The 20,714-nt window shown below is 28.8% G+C and carries 20 protein-coding genes; 13 read left to right on the top strand and 7 right to left on the bottom strand.

Translation table 11 applies throughout. The annotated features are described in order from the left end of the window. Positions 1-144: 144 nt before the first annotated feature. Genes H2279_RS07620 through ftnA form a run of 4 tightly spaced genes read right to left on the bottom strand, consistent with a single transcriptional unit; the run spans position 145 to position 4,197 of the window. Complete coding sequence (locus H2279_RS07620) at positions 145-1,311, bottom strand: GDSL-type esterase/lipase family protein (RefSeq protein WP_337196146.1); 1,167 nt, start codon at positions 1,309-1,311, stop codon at positions 145-147. Beyond that, on the bottom strand, positions 1,298-2,299 hold the full coding sequence (locus H2279_RS07615) for an SGNH/GDSL hydrolase family protein (RefSeq protein ID WP_337196145.1): 1,002 nt from the start codon (positions 2,297-2,299) through the stop codon (positions 1,298-1,300). The genes H2279_RS07620 and H2279_RS07615 overlap by 14 nt, the downstream gene beginning before the upstream one ends. Beyond that, complete coding sequence (locus H2279_RS07610; RefSeq protein WP_337196144.1) at positions 2,299-3,675, bottom strand: MBOAT family O-acyltransferase; 1,377 nt, start codon at positions 3,673-3,675, stop codon at positions 2,299-2,301. The genes H2279_RS07615 and H2279_RS07610 overlap by 1 nt, the downstream gene beginning before the upstream one ends. Before the next feature lie 24 nt (positions 3,676-3,699). Then, positions 3,700-4,197, bottom strand: a complete 498-nt coding sequence (gene ftnA, locus H2279_RS07605; RefSeq protein ID WP_137624230.1) for a non-heme ferritin — start codon at positions 4,195-4,197, stop codon at positions 3,700-3,702. 173 nt (positions 4,198-4,370) lie between these two features. On the opposite strand from ftnA, the gene H2279_RS07600 reads away from it, so the two are divergent. The 9 genes from H2279_RS07600 to hypA all read left to right on the top strand — a co-directional run bounded on the left by H2279_RS07600 (position 4,371) and on the right by hypA (position 13,518). Next, positions 4,371-5,687 (top strand): MATE family efflux transporter, encoded by a 1,317-nt coding sequence (locus H2279_RS07600; RefSeq protein WP_137624229.1) that lies wholly within the window; start codon positions 4,371-4,373, stop codon positions 5,685-5,687. Then, positions 5,663-6,316: a M48 family metallopeptidase gene (locus tag H2279_RS07595; RefSeq protein WP_137624228.1), complete on the top strand. Its 654-nt coding sequence runs from the start codon at positions 5,663-5,665 to the stop codon at positions 6,314-6,316. The genes H2279_RS07600 and H2279_RS07595 overlap by 25 nt, the downstream gene beginning before the upstream one ends. Before the next feature lie 45 nt (positions 6,317-6,361). Then, a complete protein-coding gene (locus tag H2279_RS07590) occupies positions 6,362-7,882 on the top strand; it encodes a hypothetical protein (protein ID WP_137624227.1) in 1,521 nt (506 codons plus the stop codon). Next, a complete protein-coding gene (hypF, locus tag H2279_RS07585; RefSeq protein ID WP_337196143.1) occupies positions 7,863-10,049 on the top strand; it encodes a carbamoyltransferase HypF in 2,187 nt (728 codons plus the stop codon). The genes H2279_RS07590 and hypF overlap by 20 nt, the downstream gene beginning before the upstream one ends. Before the next feature lie 69 nt (positions 10,050-10,118). Next, positions 10,119-10,847: a hydrogenase nickel incorporation protein HypB gene (gene hypB / locus H2279_RS07580; RefSeq protein WP_337196142.1), complete on the top strand. Its 729-nt coding sequence runs from the start codon at positions 10,119-10,121 to the stop codon at positions 10,845-10,847. Continuing rightward, the gene (locus tag H2279_RS07575) at positions 10,847-11,128 is read left to right on the top strand and encodes a HypC/HybG/HupF family hydrogenase formation chaperone (RefSeq protein WP_137624224.1); all 282 of its coding nucleotides are present in this window, start codon (positions 10,847-10,849) and stop codon (positions 11,126-11,128) included. Before hypB ends, H2279_RS07575 begins: the two co-directional genes overlap by 1 nt. Beyond that, the gene (gene hypD / locus H2279_RS07570) at positions 11,112-12,203 is read left to right on the top strand and encodes a hydrogenase formation protein HypD (RefSeq protein WP_337196141.1); all 1,092 of its coding nucleotides are present in this window, start codon (positions 11,112-11,114) and stop codon (positions 12,201-12,203) included. The genes H2279_RS07575 and hypD overlap by 17 nt, the downstream gene beginning before the upstream one ends. Beyond that, a complete protein-coding gene (gene hypE, locus H2279_RS07565) occupies positions 12,200-13,174 on the top strand; it encodes a hydrogenase expression/formation protein HypE (protein ID WP_337196140.1) in 975 nt (324 codons plus the stop codon). Before hypD ends, hypE begins: the two co-directional genes overlap by 4 nt. Next, positions 13,174-13,518, top strand: a complete 345-nt coding sequence (gene hypA / locus H2279_RS07560; RefSeq protein WP_137624221.1) for a hydrogenase maturation nickel metallochaperone HypA — start codon at positions 13,174-13,176, stop codon at positions 13,516-13,518. Before hypE ends, hypA begins: the two co-directional genes overlap by 1 nt. Here hypA and H2279_RS07555 read toward each other — a convergent pair whose 3' ends face one another. Together H2279_RS07555 and H2279_RS07550 are read right to left on the bottom strand one after the other, a co-directional pair. Further along, positions 13,519-14,484 (bottom strand): DNA polymerase III subunit delta, encoded by a 966-nt coding sequence (locus H2279_RS07555; protein WP_337196139.1) that lies wholly within the window; start codon positions 14,482-14,484, stop codon positions 13,519-13,521. 8 nt (positions 14,485-14,492) lie between these two features. Continuing rightward, positions 14,493-16,406: a ribonuclease R family protein gene (locus H2279_RS07550; RefSeq protein ID WP_337196138.1), complete on the bottom strand. Its 1,914-nt coding sequence runs from the start codon at positions 16,404-16,406 to the stop codon at positions 14,493-14,495. A gap of 208 nt (positions 16,407-16,614) precedes the next feature. On the opposite strand from H2279_RS07550, the gene H2279_RS07545 reads away from it, so the two are divergent. From H2279_RS07545 to H2279_RS07530, 4 genes are read left to right on the top strand one after another with little or no spacing between them, the layout of a single operon-like run. Beyond that, positions 16,615-17,724, top strand: coding sequence for a divergent polysaccharide deacetylase family protein (locus tag H2279_RS07545; protein WP_337196137.1), 1,110 nt, complete (start codon positions 16,615-16,617; stop codon positions 17,722-17,724). Further along, positions 17,714-18,490: a DNA-processing protein DprA gene (locus tag H2279_RS07540; RefSeq protein WP_337196136.1), complete on the top strand. Its 777-nt coding sequence runs from the start codon at positions 17,714-17,716 to the stop codon at positions 18,488-18,490. Before H2279_RS07545 ends, H2279_RS07540 begins: the two co-directional genes overlap by 11 nt. Next, the gene (gene ruvX / locus H2279_RS07535) at positions 18,487-18,867 is read left to right on the top strand and encodes a Holliday junction resolvase RuvX (protein ID WP_337196135.1); all 381 of its coding nucleotides are present in this window, start codon (positions 18,487-18,489) and stop codon (positions 18,865-18,867) included. Before H2279_RS07540 ends, ruvX begins: the two co-directional genes overlap by 4 nt. Continuing rightward, entirely contained in the window at positions 18,857-19,735 is an 879-nt protein-coding gene (locus tag H2279_RS07530) for an RsmB/NOP family class I SAM-dependent RNA methyltransferase (protein WP_337196134.1), read from the top strand. Before ruvX ends, H2279_RS07530 begins: the two co-directional genes overlap by 11 nt. Here H2279_RS07530 and H2279_RS07525 read toward each other — a convergent pair. Beyond that, the coding region (locus H2279_RS07525) for a Cj0814 family flagellar-dependent secreted protein (protein WP_337196133.1) at positions 19,732-20,714 on the bottom strand (983 nt) is incomplete at its 5' end. The genes H2279_RS07530 and H2279_RS07525 overlap by 4 nt on opposite strands.

The following is a 20,714-nucleotide window of genomic DNA, read 5'->3' as shown; positions in this document are numbered from 1 at the left end:
CCCCAATTTAAAAGTTTATCTTTAAAAATAATTTATATTATTATTAAAAATAATTGTAATTATAATAAATTATAATTGAAATTATCAAATTAAAATTTTTTATTATTATGGATAAATAAATTTTATTATTTTTTTGAAAGTGGTTTAATAGTGGATGTATTTTTTTAAATCTTCTAGCATTTTTTTAGCCATCAATTCATAGCCTTTTATAGTTAAATGAACATCTTTTAAAGAAAGTTTTTGTTCGATCCATTTATTTTTACCTCCTGTATCTTGCATAAATTTATACATGTCAAAAATAAAGGTTTTTTCTTCTTTTGCAACTTCATAAAGTGCTTTTCTTATGGTAAAAAAATTAGGTGCTAGTTCATAAGTTTGATTTTTTTTGTAGGTTACAATAGGAGGTGATATCAGCATAATGATAGCATTTTTATTGTAACTTTTAAGCGTTTTAATCCAATGCTTGAGATTATTTTTAAAAGTTTGTTTTTCAAAGCCTTGAAAAAGTGCGTCATTTGATCCATAAGCAAGTATAATGAGATCGCTATTTAAAAGTTTTAATTCATTTTTAACCACTAAAGGATTCCAAGAAAGCCAAATATCGCTTTTGGCGCCATTTATAGCGATGGTATCTAAAAAATTGTTATTGTTTTTATTGGTTATGAAATATCCGCCAAGCTCGGCATTTTTTTGCAAAGCTGTAATTTCCAAAGGAAAGGTTAATTCAAGTTTTTTATAAGACCACTTGTTATTTTTAAAAGAGCGTAGGTAGAAATTTTTACCCCTTGCGTCTTTGATATTGAAGGCATTGCTATTGTGTTCAGCTTTAAATAAAAAACCTACTTCGAATTTTTTTTTGTTTAAGGTTGTATCGATGTTGATTTTTGCATTTTTATCTTTAGCCTTTGCTATGATACCACCTAATGGGAAATTTAGTTTTGCATTTTTTGGATTTTTAGAATTTAAAATTTCAAAATTTTTATAAGAGTATTTAAGATTTAAATTTTGCTGATATTTAGGTTGAAGAGCATGAGCAAATCCTATAGAGTTTGATTTTATAAGATATCCTCTAAGCACTCTTGGAAAAAAGTCAGCTGCGATGTGAGAGTCGCCAAAAATTCTAATGCCTATATTGTTTTCACTTTTTAATTTTTTTTCAATTTTTTTCAAATCTTTTTTGGGAACATAGCTTGTTAGCGCGGAGTGATTTTTGCTTTGTATAAGAATTTTATCTATAAGATCATTGGTAGATCCAAATAAATTGGTAAATAAAAATAAAAATAAAAATAATTTTATTTTATTTGCTGACATTTTGATCCTTGATAATTAAGTGTTTTAATAAAAGTTTAGACATAATTTTAGCGCCACTCATTGTAAAATGAATGCCATCATCAGTTCTTACTTTTATGGTTTTATTGTTTTCATTTTTAATATAAGTAGAATATCGATCATTGAAACTAAAAGATGATTTTGTATCGATAAAAATTTCTTTATTTTTAAGAACTTCTTGACGATAAATTTCATTTAAAATTTGAATTTTATCATTAAGACTATCTTTTTTTACCGGTGGGACTTCAAACCATAAAATTTTAACCTTATATTTTTGAGCTATTTGTATGATTTCATCCACTCTAGCCGTGTAAATTTCTTTCCAAGCTGGGGTGCCAAAACGAAGATAATTTTTACCTTTTCTAATATCCCAAGGATCATTTGGACCTAACAGCACGACAAGGTATTTGATATTTGAATTTGTTAAAAATGCATTTTCTATGGTTTTTGCCCAATTGAAATAGGATTTGTAAGAAAGTCCCGTGTTTTGTTTGCTTAGATCTTCTGTTTTTATGCCTAGATTGCTTAAATTTTTATTAAGATTCATTGCAACTCCTTGCATCAAGGAATCACCCATAAATAAAAATTCTTTACTCGGATCGACTATTAATTTTGTATCATCATCGGTTAAAATAGTTGTGTTTTGTTCTTCAAAAGAGCTTAAATTTTGCTCTTGTTGGGGTTGCTCTTTTGTTTCTGGATTGTTGCTAAGATTTGTATCTTCTTCGCTAATATCTTTTATAACTTGATAATTAGCATAGGCAACCTTAGGGGTATTTTCTGTGCTTAAAACGGTATGAATTTGTTCTAATTTTGTTTTTAATTTGTTACCTTCTTTTAAAATGGTATTTTGCGGATAAAAGCTAAAGTGATATCTTTGTTCTATATATGAACTGATGCTTTGATTCATAACAATTACGACTAAAACAAATACTGTTATTAAAATAAATAAAAATTTAGCAACTTTCATTAAAAACTCGAATAAATAAAATTAGGAATACCATCAGGCATAAACGTAAATATCAATAATAAAATAAAAGTGATAATAAAAGGTTTTAATAAAAAAGGCGTTAAATCTAAAATTTTTACACAATAAGCTCTAAAATTGATAAATAAAGGATAGATAAGAAAAATAACGGCAAAACTTGTAAGAATGTAAATATCTTGATAACTCGGTATATGTGAAAAATTATTATAACATGCTTTAAAATATTCCATAGCATCATCTAAGCTTTTATTGTAATAAAAGAAAATCCAAGTAAAACATACAAACTGAAAGGTTAAAAATCTTCCAAGTGCTGGAATTTTTTGCAAATTTATTTTTGTTAAAGCAAGTATATGTAAAAAGGCAACGCCTATGCCGTGTAGCAAACCCCAAATTAAAAATGTTAAAGTATTGCCATGCCATATTCCAGAAAGTATAAAAGCAATAAGGAGATTTAAAATAGTTCTTGCTTTACCTTTTTTGTTACCACCTAAAGGGATATAAATATAATCCCTTATGAAAGTTGAAAGGCTTATATGCCATCTTGACCAAAATTCTTTGAGATTTTTAGATAAATAAGGCATGTTAAAATTTGGCGGAAGATTAAAACCTAGCATGAGAGCAAAAGCACATACTAAATCAATATAGCCGCTAAAATCGCAATAAATTTGTATAGCGTAAGCATAAATAGCACTTAAAAGTTGTATAAAATTATAAGATTGTGGAAAATCAAGAATGTGTTCAGCATAATTTCCTAGATAATTAGCTATAAGTACTTTTTTTACGATTCCAAAAATCAATAAAGTAATAATTAAATTTTCATTTTTAAATTCTCTTTTACGATGACTTTGTTCAAAGAAAAAAGAACTCCGCATAATTGGACCTGAAAGGAGGGTAGGAAAAAAAGATAAAAATAGGGCTAAATTTAAAAAGCTTTCTAAACGGCGTTTTTTATAGACTTCTAAAAGATAAGTGATTGAAGCAAAGGTATAAAAACTAATCCCCATAGGAAATAAAACATCCAAATCAATAAAATCAAGACCAAAAAATTCCATCATAGAATCAAAACTTGCTTTAAGGCTTGAAAAATATTTGAAAAAGCATAAATTTAAAATAACAAAGGCGATACAAGTCATAAAAACATAGCGTTTTTTTCGGACAAAAATCAGTAAGGAAAAATAATGTATAAAAAAAGTATATACAAATAAAATTAAAGCAAAATAGGGGTTGATTAAAAAATAAATCAGATAAGAAAAGGTTAAAATTAAAATATTTTGTATTTTGTAATTGTCATAAAATAACCAATAGATGGCAAAAAATGCCATCATTAAAATACTAAATTCTAAAGAAAAATAAGTCATATTAAGTTTGGTTTTTAATAAAAACTATTTTTTAAGAGCAATACTTTTAATATATTGATCTGCTAAATACAAGCCATTGCCACTTTCGCCAATGAGTTTGATTTTATCCACTATACCACGGAAAAGCGCTTCTTCTTCGTGCTGTTCGCTTACATACCATTGTAGGAAATTAAAAGTAGAATAGTCTTTATTGGCAAGCATATGTTCTACTAGCTCATTGATTGATTTTGTAATGCTTTGTTCATGGGCGTATGTTTTTTCAAACACATCAAGCAAAGAGCTGAAATTTTGTTCGGGTTGTTTTACTTCTTTAAGTTCAACGTGAGAATCGGTTTCATTAAGATAAGTGATGAGTTTTTTTGCGTGTTCACTTTCTTCGCTAGCATGGGCAAACAAAAACGCTCCCGCACCATCAAAACTATTTTCATAGCACCAAGAACTCATACTCAAATACAAATTAGCCGCATACATTTCTTTATTGACTTGCTCATTAAGCAATCTTACTACTTCTTTTGAAAGCATCAAATCTCCTTATTTATATATTTTTTTAAATATATCTAAATTAAGTAAAAATTTGGTAAAAAATAAACTAATAAATTTATTTTAAATGAAAATTTTATATTTTTAATAAAAAACAATTTTAAAAATTTAAGAAATGTTTTGATAAAATTTTTAGTTTTTCAAGGTGAAATTCTATGGCAAAAAAAAGACTTTCTTTATCAAGACTTAGCGTTCCTATTTTTTGGGATTTATTTTTTAGATTTTTAAGTATTATTGCTAATACTGCTATGGTGTCTCATTATTCTAATGATTTAGTTGGAGCCATGGGGGCTGGTAATGAGATTATCGATTTATTTATCACCGTTTTTAGTTTTTTAAGTGTGGGATGCAGTGTTGTTGTTGCTCAAGCGATCGGAGCAAAAGATACTATATTAGCTAGAAAAGTTATCCATCAAAGTTTGTTTTTAAATTTGCTTGTCGGTTTGGTTTGCGGGAGTTTTATTTTATGGCAAAGTGAACTTTTGCTCAATCTCTTAAATATACCTAAAGAATTACTCAAAGACAGTCAAATTTATCTTGATATGCTTGCTATCTGCCTTGTTTTTGATGCAGTTGGCTTGATACTTTCAGCGATTATTAGAGTTTATAATATAGCCTATTGGGTTATGATGGTGGGCATTATGATGAATTTAATTATCGTCGTTGGAAATTTTTACGTGCTTCATTTTACAGAGCTAGAACTTTTTGGAGTGGGGATTAGTAATATCATAGCAAGGATTGTTGCTATAATCGCTATGTTTTTAATCGTAACTTATAAGCTTAAAATTCATTTGAAAATAAAAGAAATGCTTAGCTTTGAAAAAGAGGTGCTAAAAAAAGTTTTTAGCATAGGAGGTTTTTCTGCGGGAGAAAATCTCATTTGGATCAGTCAATATATCATTAGTTTTAGCTTTGTTGCTAGTCTTGGAAAAGAAAATCTTAGTGTCCAAACGATTTATTTTCAATTATCTTTATTGATTATGATGGTGGGAATTGCCATGAGTGTAGCTAATGAGATCATCGTGGGAAAGTTAGTCGGTGCAAAATATGAAAATATAGCTTATAAACATACTTGGAAGGCACTTTATTTTAGTGTTATGGTTACGATTGTAGTGGTGTTGTGCCATTATTTTTTAAAAAATGTTACCATGAATCTTTTAGATTTGGAAGAAGAACTTAGAGAAATTATGCTTCCTTTATTTACTCTTTCTATTTTTCTTGAAATTTCAAGAACTTTTAATATAGTAATGGTTAATGCTTTAAGGGCGAGTGGAGATGCTAGATTTCCATTTTTTAGTGGTATGGTATTTATGTTAGGGGTTTCTTTGCCTGTGGGATATATACTTTGTTTTCATTATAATCTTGGAATTTTGGGAATTTGGATAGGTTATTGTGCGGATGAATCTTTAAGAGGGCTTGTTAATGCCTATAGATGGAAGAGTAAAAGATGGCAAGGAAAAGCTGTAGTATAAAGGAATTTTCTTGGAAGGATTGGATATTTTTTTATCAAAAAAAATCCATTAAAAATGTATATTTAAGGTTAAATGAAAAAGGTGAATTTCATTTAAGTTTGCCTTATTATTATACTTTAGAAGATATTGAAAAATTTTTAATCAAGCATGAGGATTGGATTAAAAAAACGTGGCTTAATTTTAAAAATAAGGTTAATGAAGCGGATCAAGTTTATTTTTTAGGTAAAAAATATCGATTGGTTTTAAAAGAAAATCTCTTTAAAACAAAAATTTTAAAAAATGAAATTTATACTCCTTCAAAATTGGAATTTGAGTCGTTTTTAAGGAAAAATTCAAAAATTATTTTTCTTTTTTATCTTAAAAAATGGACTCAAAAAACTAAGCTTAGTTATACACATTTAAGTGTTAAGAAAATGAAAACGCGTTGGGGCTCTTGCAATCATAAAAAAGGTTATATTAATTTAAATTTAAAGCTTTTGGAAAAAAGCTTAAAGGCTATAGAATACGTTATTTTGCATGAAATAACACATTTGAAATACCCTAATCATGGTCAAGATTTTTATAATTTTTTGGCATTTTATATGGAGGATTTTAGAGAAAGGGAAAAAGAATTTAAACTTTATAAATAAGATTGATTTTTTTTGTTATAATTTTTTACATTTGAAGGATTGAAATTGATTTTGGAATTTGAATTTGAATATTTTGGGAATAATGATTATTTTGCTTATCTTTTAAATTTTTATGCTAAGGATTATAAATACAGCTTAAATCAAAAAGAAGATAAAATTTTATTGCAAATTGAGGGTAATGAAAATGAATTGTCTGCTTTTTGTGAAAATCTAAAAGGCATAAGCAATAGTGTTTTTTTGAAAAAATTTGATGTAAGATCAGCTGAAAAATTAAATGATTATAATCAAGATTTTAAACATTGCGAAAAGTTTTCTTATCTTACTCATTTAAATTCTAGTGCCTATGTAGAAAAAAAAGAACTCTTAAATAATGAATGGGGTGTGTTTTGCGAGAATGAAATTTCATTGGATGGATTTTATTTTGAAAAAATAGATCAAGTTAATTTTGATGCATTTTTACAAAAAGCCTTTGAAAAATTAGTCAATAAAGAAGAAATTTATCTAAAAAACCATAAAGGAAATTATAAAATCAGTCTTTTTGATGAGAAATTTGAATGTGATTTTTTAATACCTTGTGATATAAAATCTATACAGATGATTTTTGTTTGTTCGCAAGAAAATTTAAAACTTCTTGCGAGTTTGGAAAAGCCTTTAATTAAATTAAGATTAAATGCTATATTTAGAAAAAAATATAATTTAAATTTCAATGAATTTAAACTAATGTTAGCGCAAGATCTCTTTACGTTTGCTTTATGTTGCGAGCTTTATAAGCAAGATTTTTCTTTTTTAAGTGTTGTAAAAACTGAAGAAAAAAAGCAAGATTTTGAAGTGATGAATTGTGATGAAAAAGTTGTAATTTTGCAAGGCTTAGAATTTATAAATTATAAAGCAAGAGAGCTTATTTTGTCTAAAGAAGATAAAAATATGGCAAGAATTTCTTATATACTAAGCAGTTTTAAGCAAGAAGTTTTTCTTTTGGAATTGAGCAAAGAATATGAAGATATTTTGCTTGTTAATAAGGAGTTAAATTTATTAAAACTTGATTTGCCTAAAAGTTTTAAAAAGCTTTATGAAGAAATTGAAAAAGATGAGATTGGAGCTAAGCTTTTAGCTAATTTTTCAAAAGAATTTCCACTTTTAAATGAAGATTTTACTTTAAAAAATAATTTTTATTCTTTATTTTGTATTTTGGGTAGAATTTTAAATTTAGATGAAGAATTTTATAAAGCTGGAGAAAAACTTTTAAAAATAGCCGATGAAACTAAAATGCCTCGCGGAGTTAAGATAGATTATCGTTTAAAAGAAGATAAAAGCTTTGATTATACAAGAACTTTACGATCTGCTATGAGTTTTATGCTTGCTGGAGTTGATAGCACTAATATCGCTTATGGGGCTGTGGAGAGTTTGAGTTATTTTTTACGTGATGTGTATGATGAATTAAGATCAAAAAATCAAGCTAAAATAGCTGTAGTCAGTGGATCTTTGTTTGAGCATAAGTCTTTACTTAGAAATACTTTAAAACATTTAAAAGATTGTAAATTAAGCGATGCACCACTTAGGATTTAAAATCAAAATTTCGGGCTTAGTCCAAGGTGTGGGATTTCGCCCTTTTGTGTATGAATTAGCCTTAAAACTTCAACTTTTAGGAGAAGTTAAAAATGATGGTTTTGGAGTGGAAATTTTACTTTATTGTTCTCATAAAAAATGTCTTGAATTTATAGAGCAGTTAAAAAGCAATCCTCCACCTCTTGCAAGAATAGACAAAATCGAACTTTTAGAATGTGATTTAAAAGCTTATAATGATTTTTGCATTACCCCTTCAAAACAAAGTTTAAGAACAACTCCTATGTTGAGTGATTTTGCACTTTGCAAAGAATGCAAAAATGAATTTTACGATCCAAATAACAAGCGTTTTCATTATCCTTTTATCACTTGTACGCATTGTGGGCCTCGTTTTAGCATCATAAAAAATTTACCTTATGATAGAGTTAATACTACAATGGATAAATTTAAAATGTGTGATTTTTGCGAGAAAGAATATAAAAATCCTTCAAATCGTCGTTTTCATGCTCAACCTATTAGTTGTTTTGAATGTAAAATTTCAGTGCATCTAAAAAATAGACAAGGTGAAATTTTATTTACAGATGAAAATGCTTTTATAGAATGTGCAAAACTTTTAAAACAAGGAAATATCCTTGCTATTAAAGGAATGGGTGGTTTTCATTTAATGTGCGATGCCTTTAATGAAAAAGCCTTAGAAGAATTAAGAATAAGAAAAAATCGCCCTAAAAAACCCTTTGCTTTAATGTGCAAGGATATTAAAGATGTCAAGGAACTTGCATTTTTAAATAATGAAGAAGAAAGATTGATCAGCGGATCATTAGCGCCTATTGTAATATTAAAAGCGAAAAAAAACTTTGCTTTGATTGCACCTGATATTGATAAATTAGGCATTATGCTTGCTTATACTCCTTTGCATCTTTTGATTTTTGAGTATTTTAAAGGCATTCTTGTAGCCACAAGTGCAAATTTAAGTGGCGAAAGTATTATTAAAGATGAGGATAATTTAAGATCTAAACTCGGTAAAGTTTTTGATTATTATTTGGATTATGATAGAGAAATTTTTAACTCAAGTGATGATAGTATTGCTCAATTAATCGGCAATCAAGCTATGTTTTTACGTACTTCAAGAGGCTTAAATCCCTACTATATAGAAACAAATTTAAAATCCGATCAAACTTATCTAGCTTTAGGTTCGGAACTTAAAAACCAATTTGTGATTTTTTATCAAAATAAAATTTTAATCTCTCCTTATATAGGAGATTTAAAAAGTGTTGATGTCTATGAAAGATTTTCAAAACTTTTGGATTTTTTTAAAAAAAGTTATGATTTGAAATTTGATGCCGTACTTTGCGATAAACACCCGCATTTTTTATATGCAAAAGATTTTAAACAAACCTTTAAAATTCAGCATCATTATGCGCATTTTTGTGCAGCTTATTTTGAATATCAAGAAAAATTTATCAAAGATGAAAAGGCTTTAGGGTTTGTTTGGGATGGAACGGGTTATGGTGATGATGGTAGTATTTGGGGTGGGGAAGTTTTTGTGGCTAATTTAAAAGAGTATGAAAGAATTGCTCATTTTGATGATTTTAAATTAATCAATGCGGATATAAAAAATATATATAATTTAGCCTTAAGTGTGATTTGGCACTATAATTTAGAAGATCTAGCTCAAGATTTTTTAGCTAAAATTCCAAAAGTCAAGCTTGAAAATCTTAAAAAAATTTATGCAAATTCTACCCTTAAAACCAGTTCTTTAGGACGCATTATCGATGCTTTTGGTGCTATGGTTTTTGATTTGGATCAAAGTTCTTATGAAGCACAAATTGGTCTTATGTGTGAAAGTTTTTATCAAAAAGATTTGAATTTTTCCTATAGACTTTATGTTGAAAATGGAAAAATTAATTTTAAAGAATTGATTTTAGGGGCTTTAAGGGATGAAAAAAACAAAGCCATTACAGGTATGCTTAATGGTTTAGCTGATTTTATTATAAATTATAGTCAAAATTATGATTTTAAAATATTGCTTAGTGGCGGGGTTTTTCAAAATAAAACCTTACTTGAAATTCTAAAAGCTAAAAAATTAGACTTTTTTGTGCCTTTAAAATATCCTTGCAATGACAGTTCTATAGCTTTAGGGCAAATGATACATTTTTTAAATAAAAATTAACCCAAAAACTCATTAAATTTTAATACTTTTAAGGATACAATGGAATAATTATTTATTTAAGGAATAAAAATGTGTAAAGATTGTGGTTGTTCTATAAATTCTAAAGAAAATTCTTTTCATCATGAAAATCCAAGTTTAAAAGAAAGTAAAACAGTAGAGGTGATTTCTAAAATCTTAAGTAAAAACGATGAACAGGCTTTGCATAATAGAAATCATTTCAATGAAGCGCATACTCTTTGTATCAATTTAATGAGTTCTCCAGGAAGCGGCAAGACTACTCTTTTAGAAAGCACAATCAAGGCTTTAAAAGATGAAATTAAAATTGCTGTGATTGAGGGAGATTTAGAAACCAATAATGACGCACAAAGAATTAAAAATGTTGGCGCTAAGGCTTATCAAATCACCACTGGGCAAAGTTGTCATTTGGATGCTTTTATGGTGCATGATGCCTTGCATCACTTAGCGATTAATGATGTGGATTTGCTTTTTATAGAAAATGTGGGTAATTTAGTTTGCCCTGCAAGTTATGATTTGGGTGAGCATTTAAATGTTGTTTTGCTTTCAGTGACTGAAGGGAGTGATAAGCCACAAAAATATCCGGTTATGTTTAAAAAAGCTGATGTGGTGCTGATTAGTAAAGCGGATTTAGCACATCATTTTGATTTTGATATTAAAGAAGCAAGCAAGTTGATTAAAGAATTAAATCCAAGAGCGGATATCATAGTTTTAGATGCTAAAAATGGAAGTAATATGGAACTTTGGTATAAGTTTTTAAGATTAAAAAAGGAGCTTTTTTAATGTGTTTATCTATTCCATCTGAAATTTTAGAAATTGATGAATTAAATAATGCTACCGTGCAAACCTTAGGCGTTAAAAGAAAAGTTAATTTAGATTTGATTGATGAGCCTTTGCAAAAAGGGGATTTTGTTTTGATCCATGTAGGCGTTGCTATGGAAAAAATCGATAAAGAATCTGCCCTAGAAAGTATAAAAACTTATCAAGAAATTGTAGAAAAAATGAATAATGGAGAAATTAATACCGATGAAGGGGATTTGGGTTTAAATGAATTTAATCGATGAATTTAGAGACAAACAAAGCATTTTAGCCTTAAAAAAATTAATAGAAAAAGAGATTAAAAACCCTATTAATATTATGGAAATTTGTGGTGGACATACGCATAGTATTATGAAATATGCCTTGCCTTCTATTTTGCCTAAAGAAATTAATTTTATCCATGGTCCAGGTTGCCCTGTATGTGTTATGCCTAGAAATCGTATTGATATTGCTATAAAATTAGCTTCCATGAAGGATAATATTTTTTGTACTTTAGGAGATCTTTTAAGGGTGCCAGGGAGTGATTTTTCTTTGATTGATTTAAGGGCAAAAGGAGCGGATGTTAGAGCGCTTTATTCTCCGCTTGAAATTTTAGAAATTGCTAAAGAAAATCCAAATAAAAATATCATTTTTTTTGCCATAGGTTTTGAGACAACAACCCCTATGAGTGCTCTTTTGCTTGAAAAAGTGATAGAGTTAAATTTAAAGAATGTTTTTTTTCATATCAATCATATCACTGTTCCAGCACCTATTGAAGCGATTATGGATGATGAAAATGTGCAAATCAATGCTTTTTTAGGGCCTTCTCATGTGAGTGTGATAACAGGTTTTGAAATTTATAAACCTATAGCGACTAAGTTTAAAACCCCTATAGCAGTGAGTGGCTTTGAGCCAGTGGATATTATGGAGAGTGTTTTAAATATAGTAAAACAAATCAATAAAGGAACTTTTGAGGTATATAATCAGTATAAAAGAGCCGTGAGTGAAAAAGGCAATATTAAAGCACAAAATTTGGTTACAAAATATTTTGAACCTTGCGATTTTGAATTTCGCGGCCTAGGAATTATTAAAAATGGTGGATTAAGATTAAGGGAAGAATTTAGCGATTTTGATGCAAATAAGCGATTTGATTGTGCAGTGTCAAGTAAAAATGAAAGTAAAGCTTGTATTTGTGGTCAAATTTTAAGAGGTTTGGCTAAGCCTTATGATTGTAAAGTTTTTGGCAAGGCTTGTACCCCAAGAAGTCCTATAGGTAGCTGTATGGTTTCAGGAGAAGGAGCGTGTGCGGCTTATTATAAATATTCAAAGGTAAATGCATGAAAAATATTTCTTTAGCCCATGGTGGTGGCGGAGAAGAAATGAATGAGCTTTTGGGTGGAATTTTTAAAATTTTTAACAATGATATTTTAAATGCGGCAAATGATGCTGCAATTTTAGGAAATTTAGCCCTTAGCACAGATTCTTTTGTTTTAAATCCTATATTTTTAGATGATGAAATAAATATTGGCAAACTTTGTGTTTGTGGTTCTATCAATGATGTTTTGATGGTTGGAGCTAAACCAAAATACCTTAGTTTAGCTTTTATTTTAGAAGAAGGTTTTGAAATAGAAAAACTCAATAAAATTTTACAAAGCATACAAAAAGAGTGTTCTAAAGCTGGAGTTTTAGTTGTGTGTGGTGATACTAAAGTGGTGCCAAAAGGCAAGGGTGATGAAATTTACATCAACACAACAGCTTTAGGAGAAATCCTTGATAAAAAAGAAACTAAAAATATAAAAGCAGGGCTTAGTGTGTTGGTTTCTGGAGATATAGGCAGGCATGGCGCGAGCGTTTTGATACAAAGAAATCATTTAGAAGCTAATATTAAAAGCGATTGTAAGATTTTAAATGAAGAAGTTTTAGAGCTTTTGGAAAATAATGTAAAAGTTGTAGCTATGCGTGATGCAACTAGAGGGGGCTTGAGTGCGGTTTTAAATGAATGGGCAAAACAAAGTGGAAATGATTTTTTAATTTTTGAAGAAAAAATTATCATACAAGATGAGGTGTTAGGACTTTGTGAGCTTTTTGGTTATGAGGCGTATGAACTCGCAAATGAAGGCACTTTTGTTCTTTGTGTGGAAAAAGAAGATGAGAAAAAAGCCTTGGAGATTTTAAGAAAATATAATAAAAATGCAAATATCATAGGGGAAGTTTTAGAAGAAAAAGCCTCTCGTGTGATTTTGCAAAATTCTTTTGGAGCTAAGCGTTTTTTAGAGACTCCAAAAGGTGAGCTTTTACCGAGAATTTGCTGATGCATGAACTTAGCATAGTGGAATCTTTAATCGATCTTTGTGAAGAAAATGCTTTAGCTAATAATGCTAAAGATATACAAGAAATTTATGTCAATATCGGGCGTTTAAGCGGAGTTGAGGTAGATCTTTTTAAGCGTTGTTTTGAAACATTTAAGGAAAATTCACAATTTTGTAAAAATGCAAAACTTTTGATAGAGATCGCCCCACTTGAAATTTTATGTTTAAAATGTGATCAAAAAAGCATTTTAAAAGAAAATATTTTTAAGTGTCCGCATTGCTCGAGTTTGGATTATAAGATCACACAAGGTGAAGATTTGCATTTGATGCGATTAGTAATGCAGTGATTATGTTTTCATGATTCTTCCAAGTTCTAATAAATTTGAAATTAAAAATTCTTTTTTGGCTAACTTAGAATTGGTTTTTAACTCATATTCACTTTTAAGCAATAAAGCAAAAATATTTTTATATTGCTCTATTTTGATACTAAAGGCTTGTTGGCTTAATTTTTGGGCGATTAAAGGAGGAGGCGAGTAGCCTAGTAATTCTTTTAAATCCACTTTTCCATAAATTTTTGCATAAATGGCGATTTTAAAAAGACGATAAAAACTAGCACTTAGATAATTAAGCAATGCAATTTCATTATAGCTTTCTATGATTTTTTCAAGCTCATTTTTAAAATCTAGCCTTTTTAAAATCAATTCAAAAAAGCTTTCAAAATTTCCAGAACTAAGGCTATAGCAGTATTGCTCTATATCTTTTTCACTTACACTTAAATTAGCAAATTTATTTAATTCACTCGCTGCTAGATATAGATTTTCATTAAAATTTGTAAATAGCATAAACAAGGCATTTTGAGTGATTTCTATATTAAGTTCTTTTGCTTTCATTGCTAAAAGTTCTATGCCTTCTTTTGCATTATTAGGTTGAAAAAATCGCGTAAAATTATTTGTAAAAATTTTTTCTATATCACTTTGTTTGGAATTTTCATCATAAAGTTCTAAAAGAAAAAAATTATTTTGATTATTGTGGCAGAGTTCGACTAGAATTTTTAATTCTTTTGCGGGAATTTTTTTATTGATTTTTAATTCTAAAAGCTTGTTGTTGCTAAAAAGAGAACCTCCGCTTAAAAAATCACTGGCTTGATTAAAATGATATTCTTCAAAAAATAATTTTAAAGTTTCATCATAAGTCCATTTTTTCTTAATAAAATTGGCATATAATTCTATTTGGAAATTATCAGCTCCATATAAAAAGAAAAAATTAGGAAAATTATTTTTTAAAAGCAGTGTTTGCAAGTCTTTTCTATACATTTTTTACCTCAAGCAACAATTTTTCCATAAATTTTAGCCATGACAATATCTGCTTCTATAATTTGAATTTCAACCCTTTGCAAAAGATTAGCACGGGTATCGTAAAGGATAATATCTGCTCCTTTAATTTCATCATCAAGTTTAGCAATACACACCCCTTCATTTTGAATGATTAAAGCTTGAAAGCATTTTCCTATATTTTTTAAAGCCCATCTTGCAAATTTTCTATCCATAAAATCAAAAGCAACTTTATCGGCTTCTCTTTCAAGGGTGCTAAGGCTTTCGCAAGTGCTTTGTATGTTTAAAAGCAGATAATTAAAAAGCTTTTCATCTTTTTTTTGTTTGGCTTTTAATAAACGATGTAAAATAAGATCAGAATATCTTCTAATCGGACTTGTAAAATGAGAATACTTGTCAAACCCTAAGCCAAAATGGCCTTGATTTTCACTAGAATATTCTGCTTTTTTTTGCGCTTTAATGATGAGCTTATCAACTTCTGCTCTTAAATTTAACTCATCTGCTAAAGCTTGGATATCGCGTATGAGTTCTGGAAGATTGGGTTTTAATTTAACATCAATGCCAAGTTCGATTAATTCATTAAGAAGTTTATCGATTTTTTTGGCATCAGCACTTAAATGGTTTCTAAAAATTCCCACATCTTCTAAAATTTTTGCTGCTGCTTTATTAGCTAAAAGCATACAATCTTCGATTAGATTGTGAGAAAAAGTATCCTTTTCTATAAAAGTGCTTTCAAGGCTTAAATTTTTATCCAAAACCATTCTTAATTCTTCGGTTCGAAATTCAAAAGCATTTTTAAGGCGTTTTTTTCTTAAAATTTGTGTGATTTCAAAAAGTTTATAAAGCCAATTGTGTTCTTTTAAATCAGGTTTTTTTGATAAAATTTCATCCACTTCATCATAATTAAAACGGCGTTTAGAATTAATAATCGCTTCAAAAAGTTCTTCTTTAACAACTTCATTTTTTTCATTTAAAACGATTTTAAAACAATACGCTAGGCGATCTTCATAGGGTTTTAAAGAGCAAATGTTTTCACTTAAAGCACGAGGTAGCATTGGAATGGCAATGTGTGGAAAGTATATTGAAAATCCACGATTTCTAGCTTCTTTATCTATAGCACTATAAGCATAGACGTATTCGCTAACGTCTGCAATGGCCACATAAATTTCTCGCTTTTTATCATCAAAATAAATAGCATCGTCAAAATCTTTAGCGTGTATAGGGTCTATGGTGCAAAATGGTAAAGATCTTAAATCAATTCTATTTTCATACATGCTCGCATCAACGCTATTACCATTGGCTAGGGATTCTTTGATGCAAGTATCGCTAAATTCGCTATTTTTATTAAAAAGAGCAAGAGAAATTTTCTCATCCACATTTTCATCATCAATATGCCCTAAAACTTCTATAATATTGTTATTTTCATTTTCTATTTTTAGCACTGTCCCTAAGGGTAGAGCTTTTAATGATTTTTGTGAAGCTTTTAAAGCAAGGCTTAAGCCTGTTTTGATATTCATTCCAAGTACGGCTTCTCCGTATCTTTTGGTGATGACTATTGAAGTTTCATTAGCACGTTTTAGTACTAAAACAACTTTAGCGCTAGGTCGTTTTCTCTTTAAAGGGAGGAGTTTAACAGCGACGATATCTTTGTAATTAGCACCTTTTAAGTTTTTATTTTCGATGAGTAAATCTTTTTTAAAACCCTCATCAAAGCATTCTAAAAATCCTGTTCCCTTGCTTGAAATATCAAGAACTCCAAAAGCAAAGCCATTGTTGAGGTAAAATTTATTTTTATATTCTTTAATGATTTGATTTGCTAGAAGTTCTCTGATGATTTGTTTGTATTCATTATTAACTTGATTGATATTTATTCCGTAATTTAGGCTGTTTAAAAATTCTTTCATTGATATACTTTTGTAAGTTTTTAAGAAATTTTACATAAAGTTTATAAAAAAAATATGAATTTTAGACTTTAATTGTTATAATACTTGCCATTGATATTTTAAAATACGGGATAAATAAATGAATAATCTTTTTATCAAAGTCTGTCAAGTAAAATGTGATTTGAAAAAAAATAATTTTTACAAAAATACTTCATTATAAGATTTTATTTTGCTTAAGAAAAAAATAACACAAATACAAAGATTTTTGATTATAGCTATACTTTTTTTATTGTGTATAGCTTTGGCTTTAGGAATTTTATTAAAATATCAAGAACTTAAAAATACTACAAATCATTTTGCTAAAAATAACAACGATCGACAAGAAAATTTGATTTTACTAGAGGATAACAATCAAAATAAAATAGAAATGTTTGAAGATTTTCATGATCAAGATAAAAATAAAAGTTTAGCTATTTTAGAGCAAGAGGCGCAAAAAATCGATAATGATATCAATTTAACAAAAATGATCGAACAAAATGTAAGCCTTGAAAAAAATAGCACTTTAGAGAGCAATTTGAGTTTAAATAATGATAATAATTTAAGTTTAAAAAACACAACTATTTTAGAAAATAATTCAAGTCTTATTGAGCAAAATTTAAGTACCCAAACGATACAAAAAAAAGACAAACATCTTCCAAAACTTGCTATTATTATCGATGATATGGCAAGTGCGAGTCAGGTAAGAAATCTTAAAGCTTTAAATTTAAAACTCAATCCTTCTTTTTTCCCACCTGATAAAAATCATCCAAATACTCCAAAATTAGCTTCTAATTTTAATTTTTATATGGTGCATTTGCCTTTGGCTGCTATTCATTACAATAAACCAGAGCTTGATACCTTAAATCCAAGTGATAGCGAAGAAAGAATTTTTAAAAAAATCGCACAGATTAAAAAAGATTTTAAAAATTTAAAATATATCAATAACCACACCGGAAGTTTATTTACAAGCAATGAAAAGGCTATGAAAAATCTTTATGAGGCTTTAAAAAGTCAGAATTTACTTTTTGTGGATTCTAAAACTATAGGAAATTCTAAGGCTTTAAAAGCATCCAAAGAAACAGCTATGGTTTATATACAAAGAGATATTTTTTTAGATAATGAAGATAATGTAGCTTATGTTAAAAAACAGCTTTTAAGCGCTGTAAGATTGGCACGGAAAAAAGGATTTGCTATCGCAATTGGTCATCCAAGAAAAAATACCTTAAAAGCTTTAGAGGAGAGTAAAGATTTACTTGCTAAGGTGGAGTTAGTATATTTGAGTGAAATTTATGGAAAGTAAAATTTTAAGCGATGATTTTTTAGACCTTTTTAAAGACTTAAAAAAACCTCCAAAAAAACTTTACTATAAAGGAAATTTAGAGCTTTTAAGGAAGCGTAAAATTGCCATCATTGGCTCAAGAAAAATGAGTGTTTATACAAAAAACTGCGTTTTTTCTTTGGCAAATATGCTTAAAAATTCAGGAATTTGTGTTGTAAGCGGTGGGGCTTTGGGAGTTGATATCAGTGCAAGTATCGCTGCTATGCCTTATACGATAGGAATTTTTGCAAATGGTTTGAATCAAATTTATCCAAAAAGCAATGAAAAAATTATCAAACAAATGTATCAAGAAGCCTTAGCTTTAAGTGAATATGAAGAAAATTATATCCCTAAAAAATATGATTTTTTGCTTAGAAATCGTTTGATTATCGCTTTAAGTGAAGCTGTAGTTGTTGCTCAAGCTGATATGAGTAGTGGCTCTATGCAAAGTGCTAAACTTGCTTTAGAATTAAAAAAACCTTTATACGTTTTACCTCATAGGATTAATGAAAGTAGCGGGACGAATTTACTTTTGAAAGAGAAAAAAGCGGAATTAATTTATGATTTTAAAGAATTTGTTGGCCAGTTTGCAAAAGTGTGCGAAGATAAGCAAGATGAATTTTTGGATTTTTGTAAAAAAGGTGTCAGCGTCGATGAGGCTTTAGCGCTTTATGGTGAAAAAGTCTATGAATATGAACTTGAGGGTAAAATTTCTATCGAGGGTTTATTGATAAGAGTTTTAAAATGAGAGCGTTGGCATTAGATGTGGGTTTAAAGCGCATTGGAGTGGCACTTTGTATCGATAAAATAGCACTTCCACTTGATGCTGTTATAAGAAAAAATCGCAATCAAGCCGCTACAGAAATAAAAAAAATCTTACAAGAATATGATATTTCTTTATTGATTGTGGGTATTCCAAAAGGAGGTTCAAGTGAAGATGAAATGCAAAGACGCATCCAACATTTTGTTTCTTTGCTTGAATTTGAAAAAGAAGTGATTTATGTAGATGAAAGTGGAACAAGCAAAGAGGCTTTGAAATTTCAAAGGGCTAATACTCGAAAAAAAGATGGAAAATTGGATTCTTTGGCGGCTTTTATTATGATAAGGGATTATTTTGCTCTCTAAAATCAAAACTCTTTATACAGAAAAAGAATTTGTTCAAATTTTAAATTCTTTTGAAAAGGAAAAAAATATTTGTGTCTTTTTAAATTCTTTAAGGTGTGATGCTAAAGAATTAGAAAATGATTTTTTAAAAGCTCATCTAAAATGGAAAAAAATCAATGAATATTGTTATTTGTTTGAAGCTAAGGATAAAAATATTTTAAGTTCTATGAAAGCTTTTAATGAATTTAAATTTTACATACAAAATTATTCCTCTTATTTATGTGCTTTAAATTTGGACGCAAAAGCGGGAGAAAGTGTTTTAGATATGTGTGCCGCTCCAGGTGGCAAAAGCATTAATCTAGCTAATTTTATGCAAAATACAGGTTATTTAGCTTGTAATGAAATCAGCAAGGATCGTTTTTTTGTTTTGCAAAAAAATCTTCAAAATTATGGAGTAAATGCAAAATGCTTTATGAAAGATGGTAAAACAATAGGAAAATTATGCCCTTTAAAATTTGATAAAATTTTACTTGATGCCCCGTGCTCGACTTTTGCAAAAATGGGTTTTGATTTAGAAAAAAGTTATAAAGAAATAAAAAATATAGCTAAAACGCAAAAAAAGCTCTTGCATTCTGCATTAAAGGCTTTAAAAGTGGGCGGAGAGCTTGTTTATAGTACATGTACATTTACCAAAGAAGAAAATGAAGAAGTCATAGAAAATGCCTTAAAAAGCGAATTTAAACTTGAAATTTTAGATATCAATTTAGAGCATGTTATAGCAAAAGATGCGCGAAGTGAGTCTTTTCAAGAAATTTCAAAATGCAAGAGAATTATTCCAAATTCAGATTATGATGGATTTTTTATAGCTAAACTTAGAAAATTATCTTAAACCCTAGTTTGTCCTATGAGATTATTTAATCTATCCATTATAGAACCAACAAAAGAATTGATACTTTCACTACTTGCTTTCCAGCCATTAGCTTTTGCTTGATTAAACTGATTATCAAACCAAGCTCCACCATAACCTATGTGATTTTGCCATTTAATTCCTTTTTCCATTGCATAAATATCTGCGTCAAACCAACCATCTTGTGCATAGCCTTTTAATAAACTTGCAAAATCAACCTTGCCTGTCATAATGTCGTCTAAGGAAGCTAATGATCCATCAAAGCTTTCTTTAGCCATAGCTTCTCTAAAAGATTGGATTATGGGGTTAATTTTAGTATCACCACCTGCTAAAACTTCTCCGCCAGAAGCTTTTAAAAAACTCATAAATAAGTCTTCTTTAGTATAAGTTCCATCTTCATTTTTTGGATAAAATGACATATCAGGATTAAAAGTATCTCTTGCACTATCTTGATCTAAATTTTGAGTTTGCATGCTCTGAGGAGTAAAATCTAATGGCTGTAATCCTAAGCTAATACTTGCAATCGTTCCCAATTGTTCCATTTCATCGTATTGTTCTTGGGTGTTGTAATAATTTGTTATGGTTTGCGTATCTAATCTTTCAAGTGAAGCAAAATCTTTATTTGTGTCAGATACACTATATCCTTTAGGCAAACTATTTAAATCTGCTTCACTAAAACTTGTTTTATTGGTATCGTTAAAAGTATGATTTATGATTTGATTAAATTGATTATAGTATTGTTTAATAGTATTTGCCATATCTATATTATCATAATATTTATTCACACCTAGACATTCTTTTGTTTTTGTATCATAAAAGTTATTCTCAGCCACTCTCTCTATCTCATCTAAAGTAGATTTATGTATCTTAAAATCTTTTGGTAATCCTGCAGCCTCATTAAAGTCTTCTCCCATATAACCCTCTTTATCTACACTATAACCATAGGCTGTATTAGTAGAAG

The sequence above is a fragment of the Campylobacter sp. B0100352/1 genome, from assembly GCF_020135855.1.
GTDB lineage: Bacteria > Campylobacterota > Campylobacteria > Campylobacterales > Campylobacteraceae > Campylobacter_D > Campylobacter_D taeniopygiae.
The sequence above is the reverse complement of the archived record's forward strand: the minus strand, read 5'-3'. Positions and strand labels throughout refer to the sequence as shown.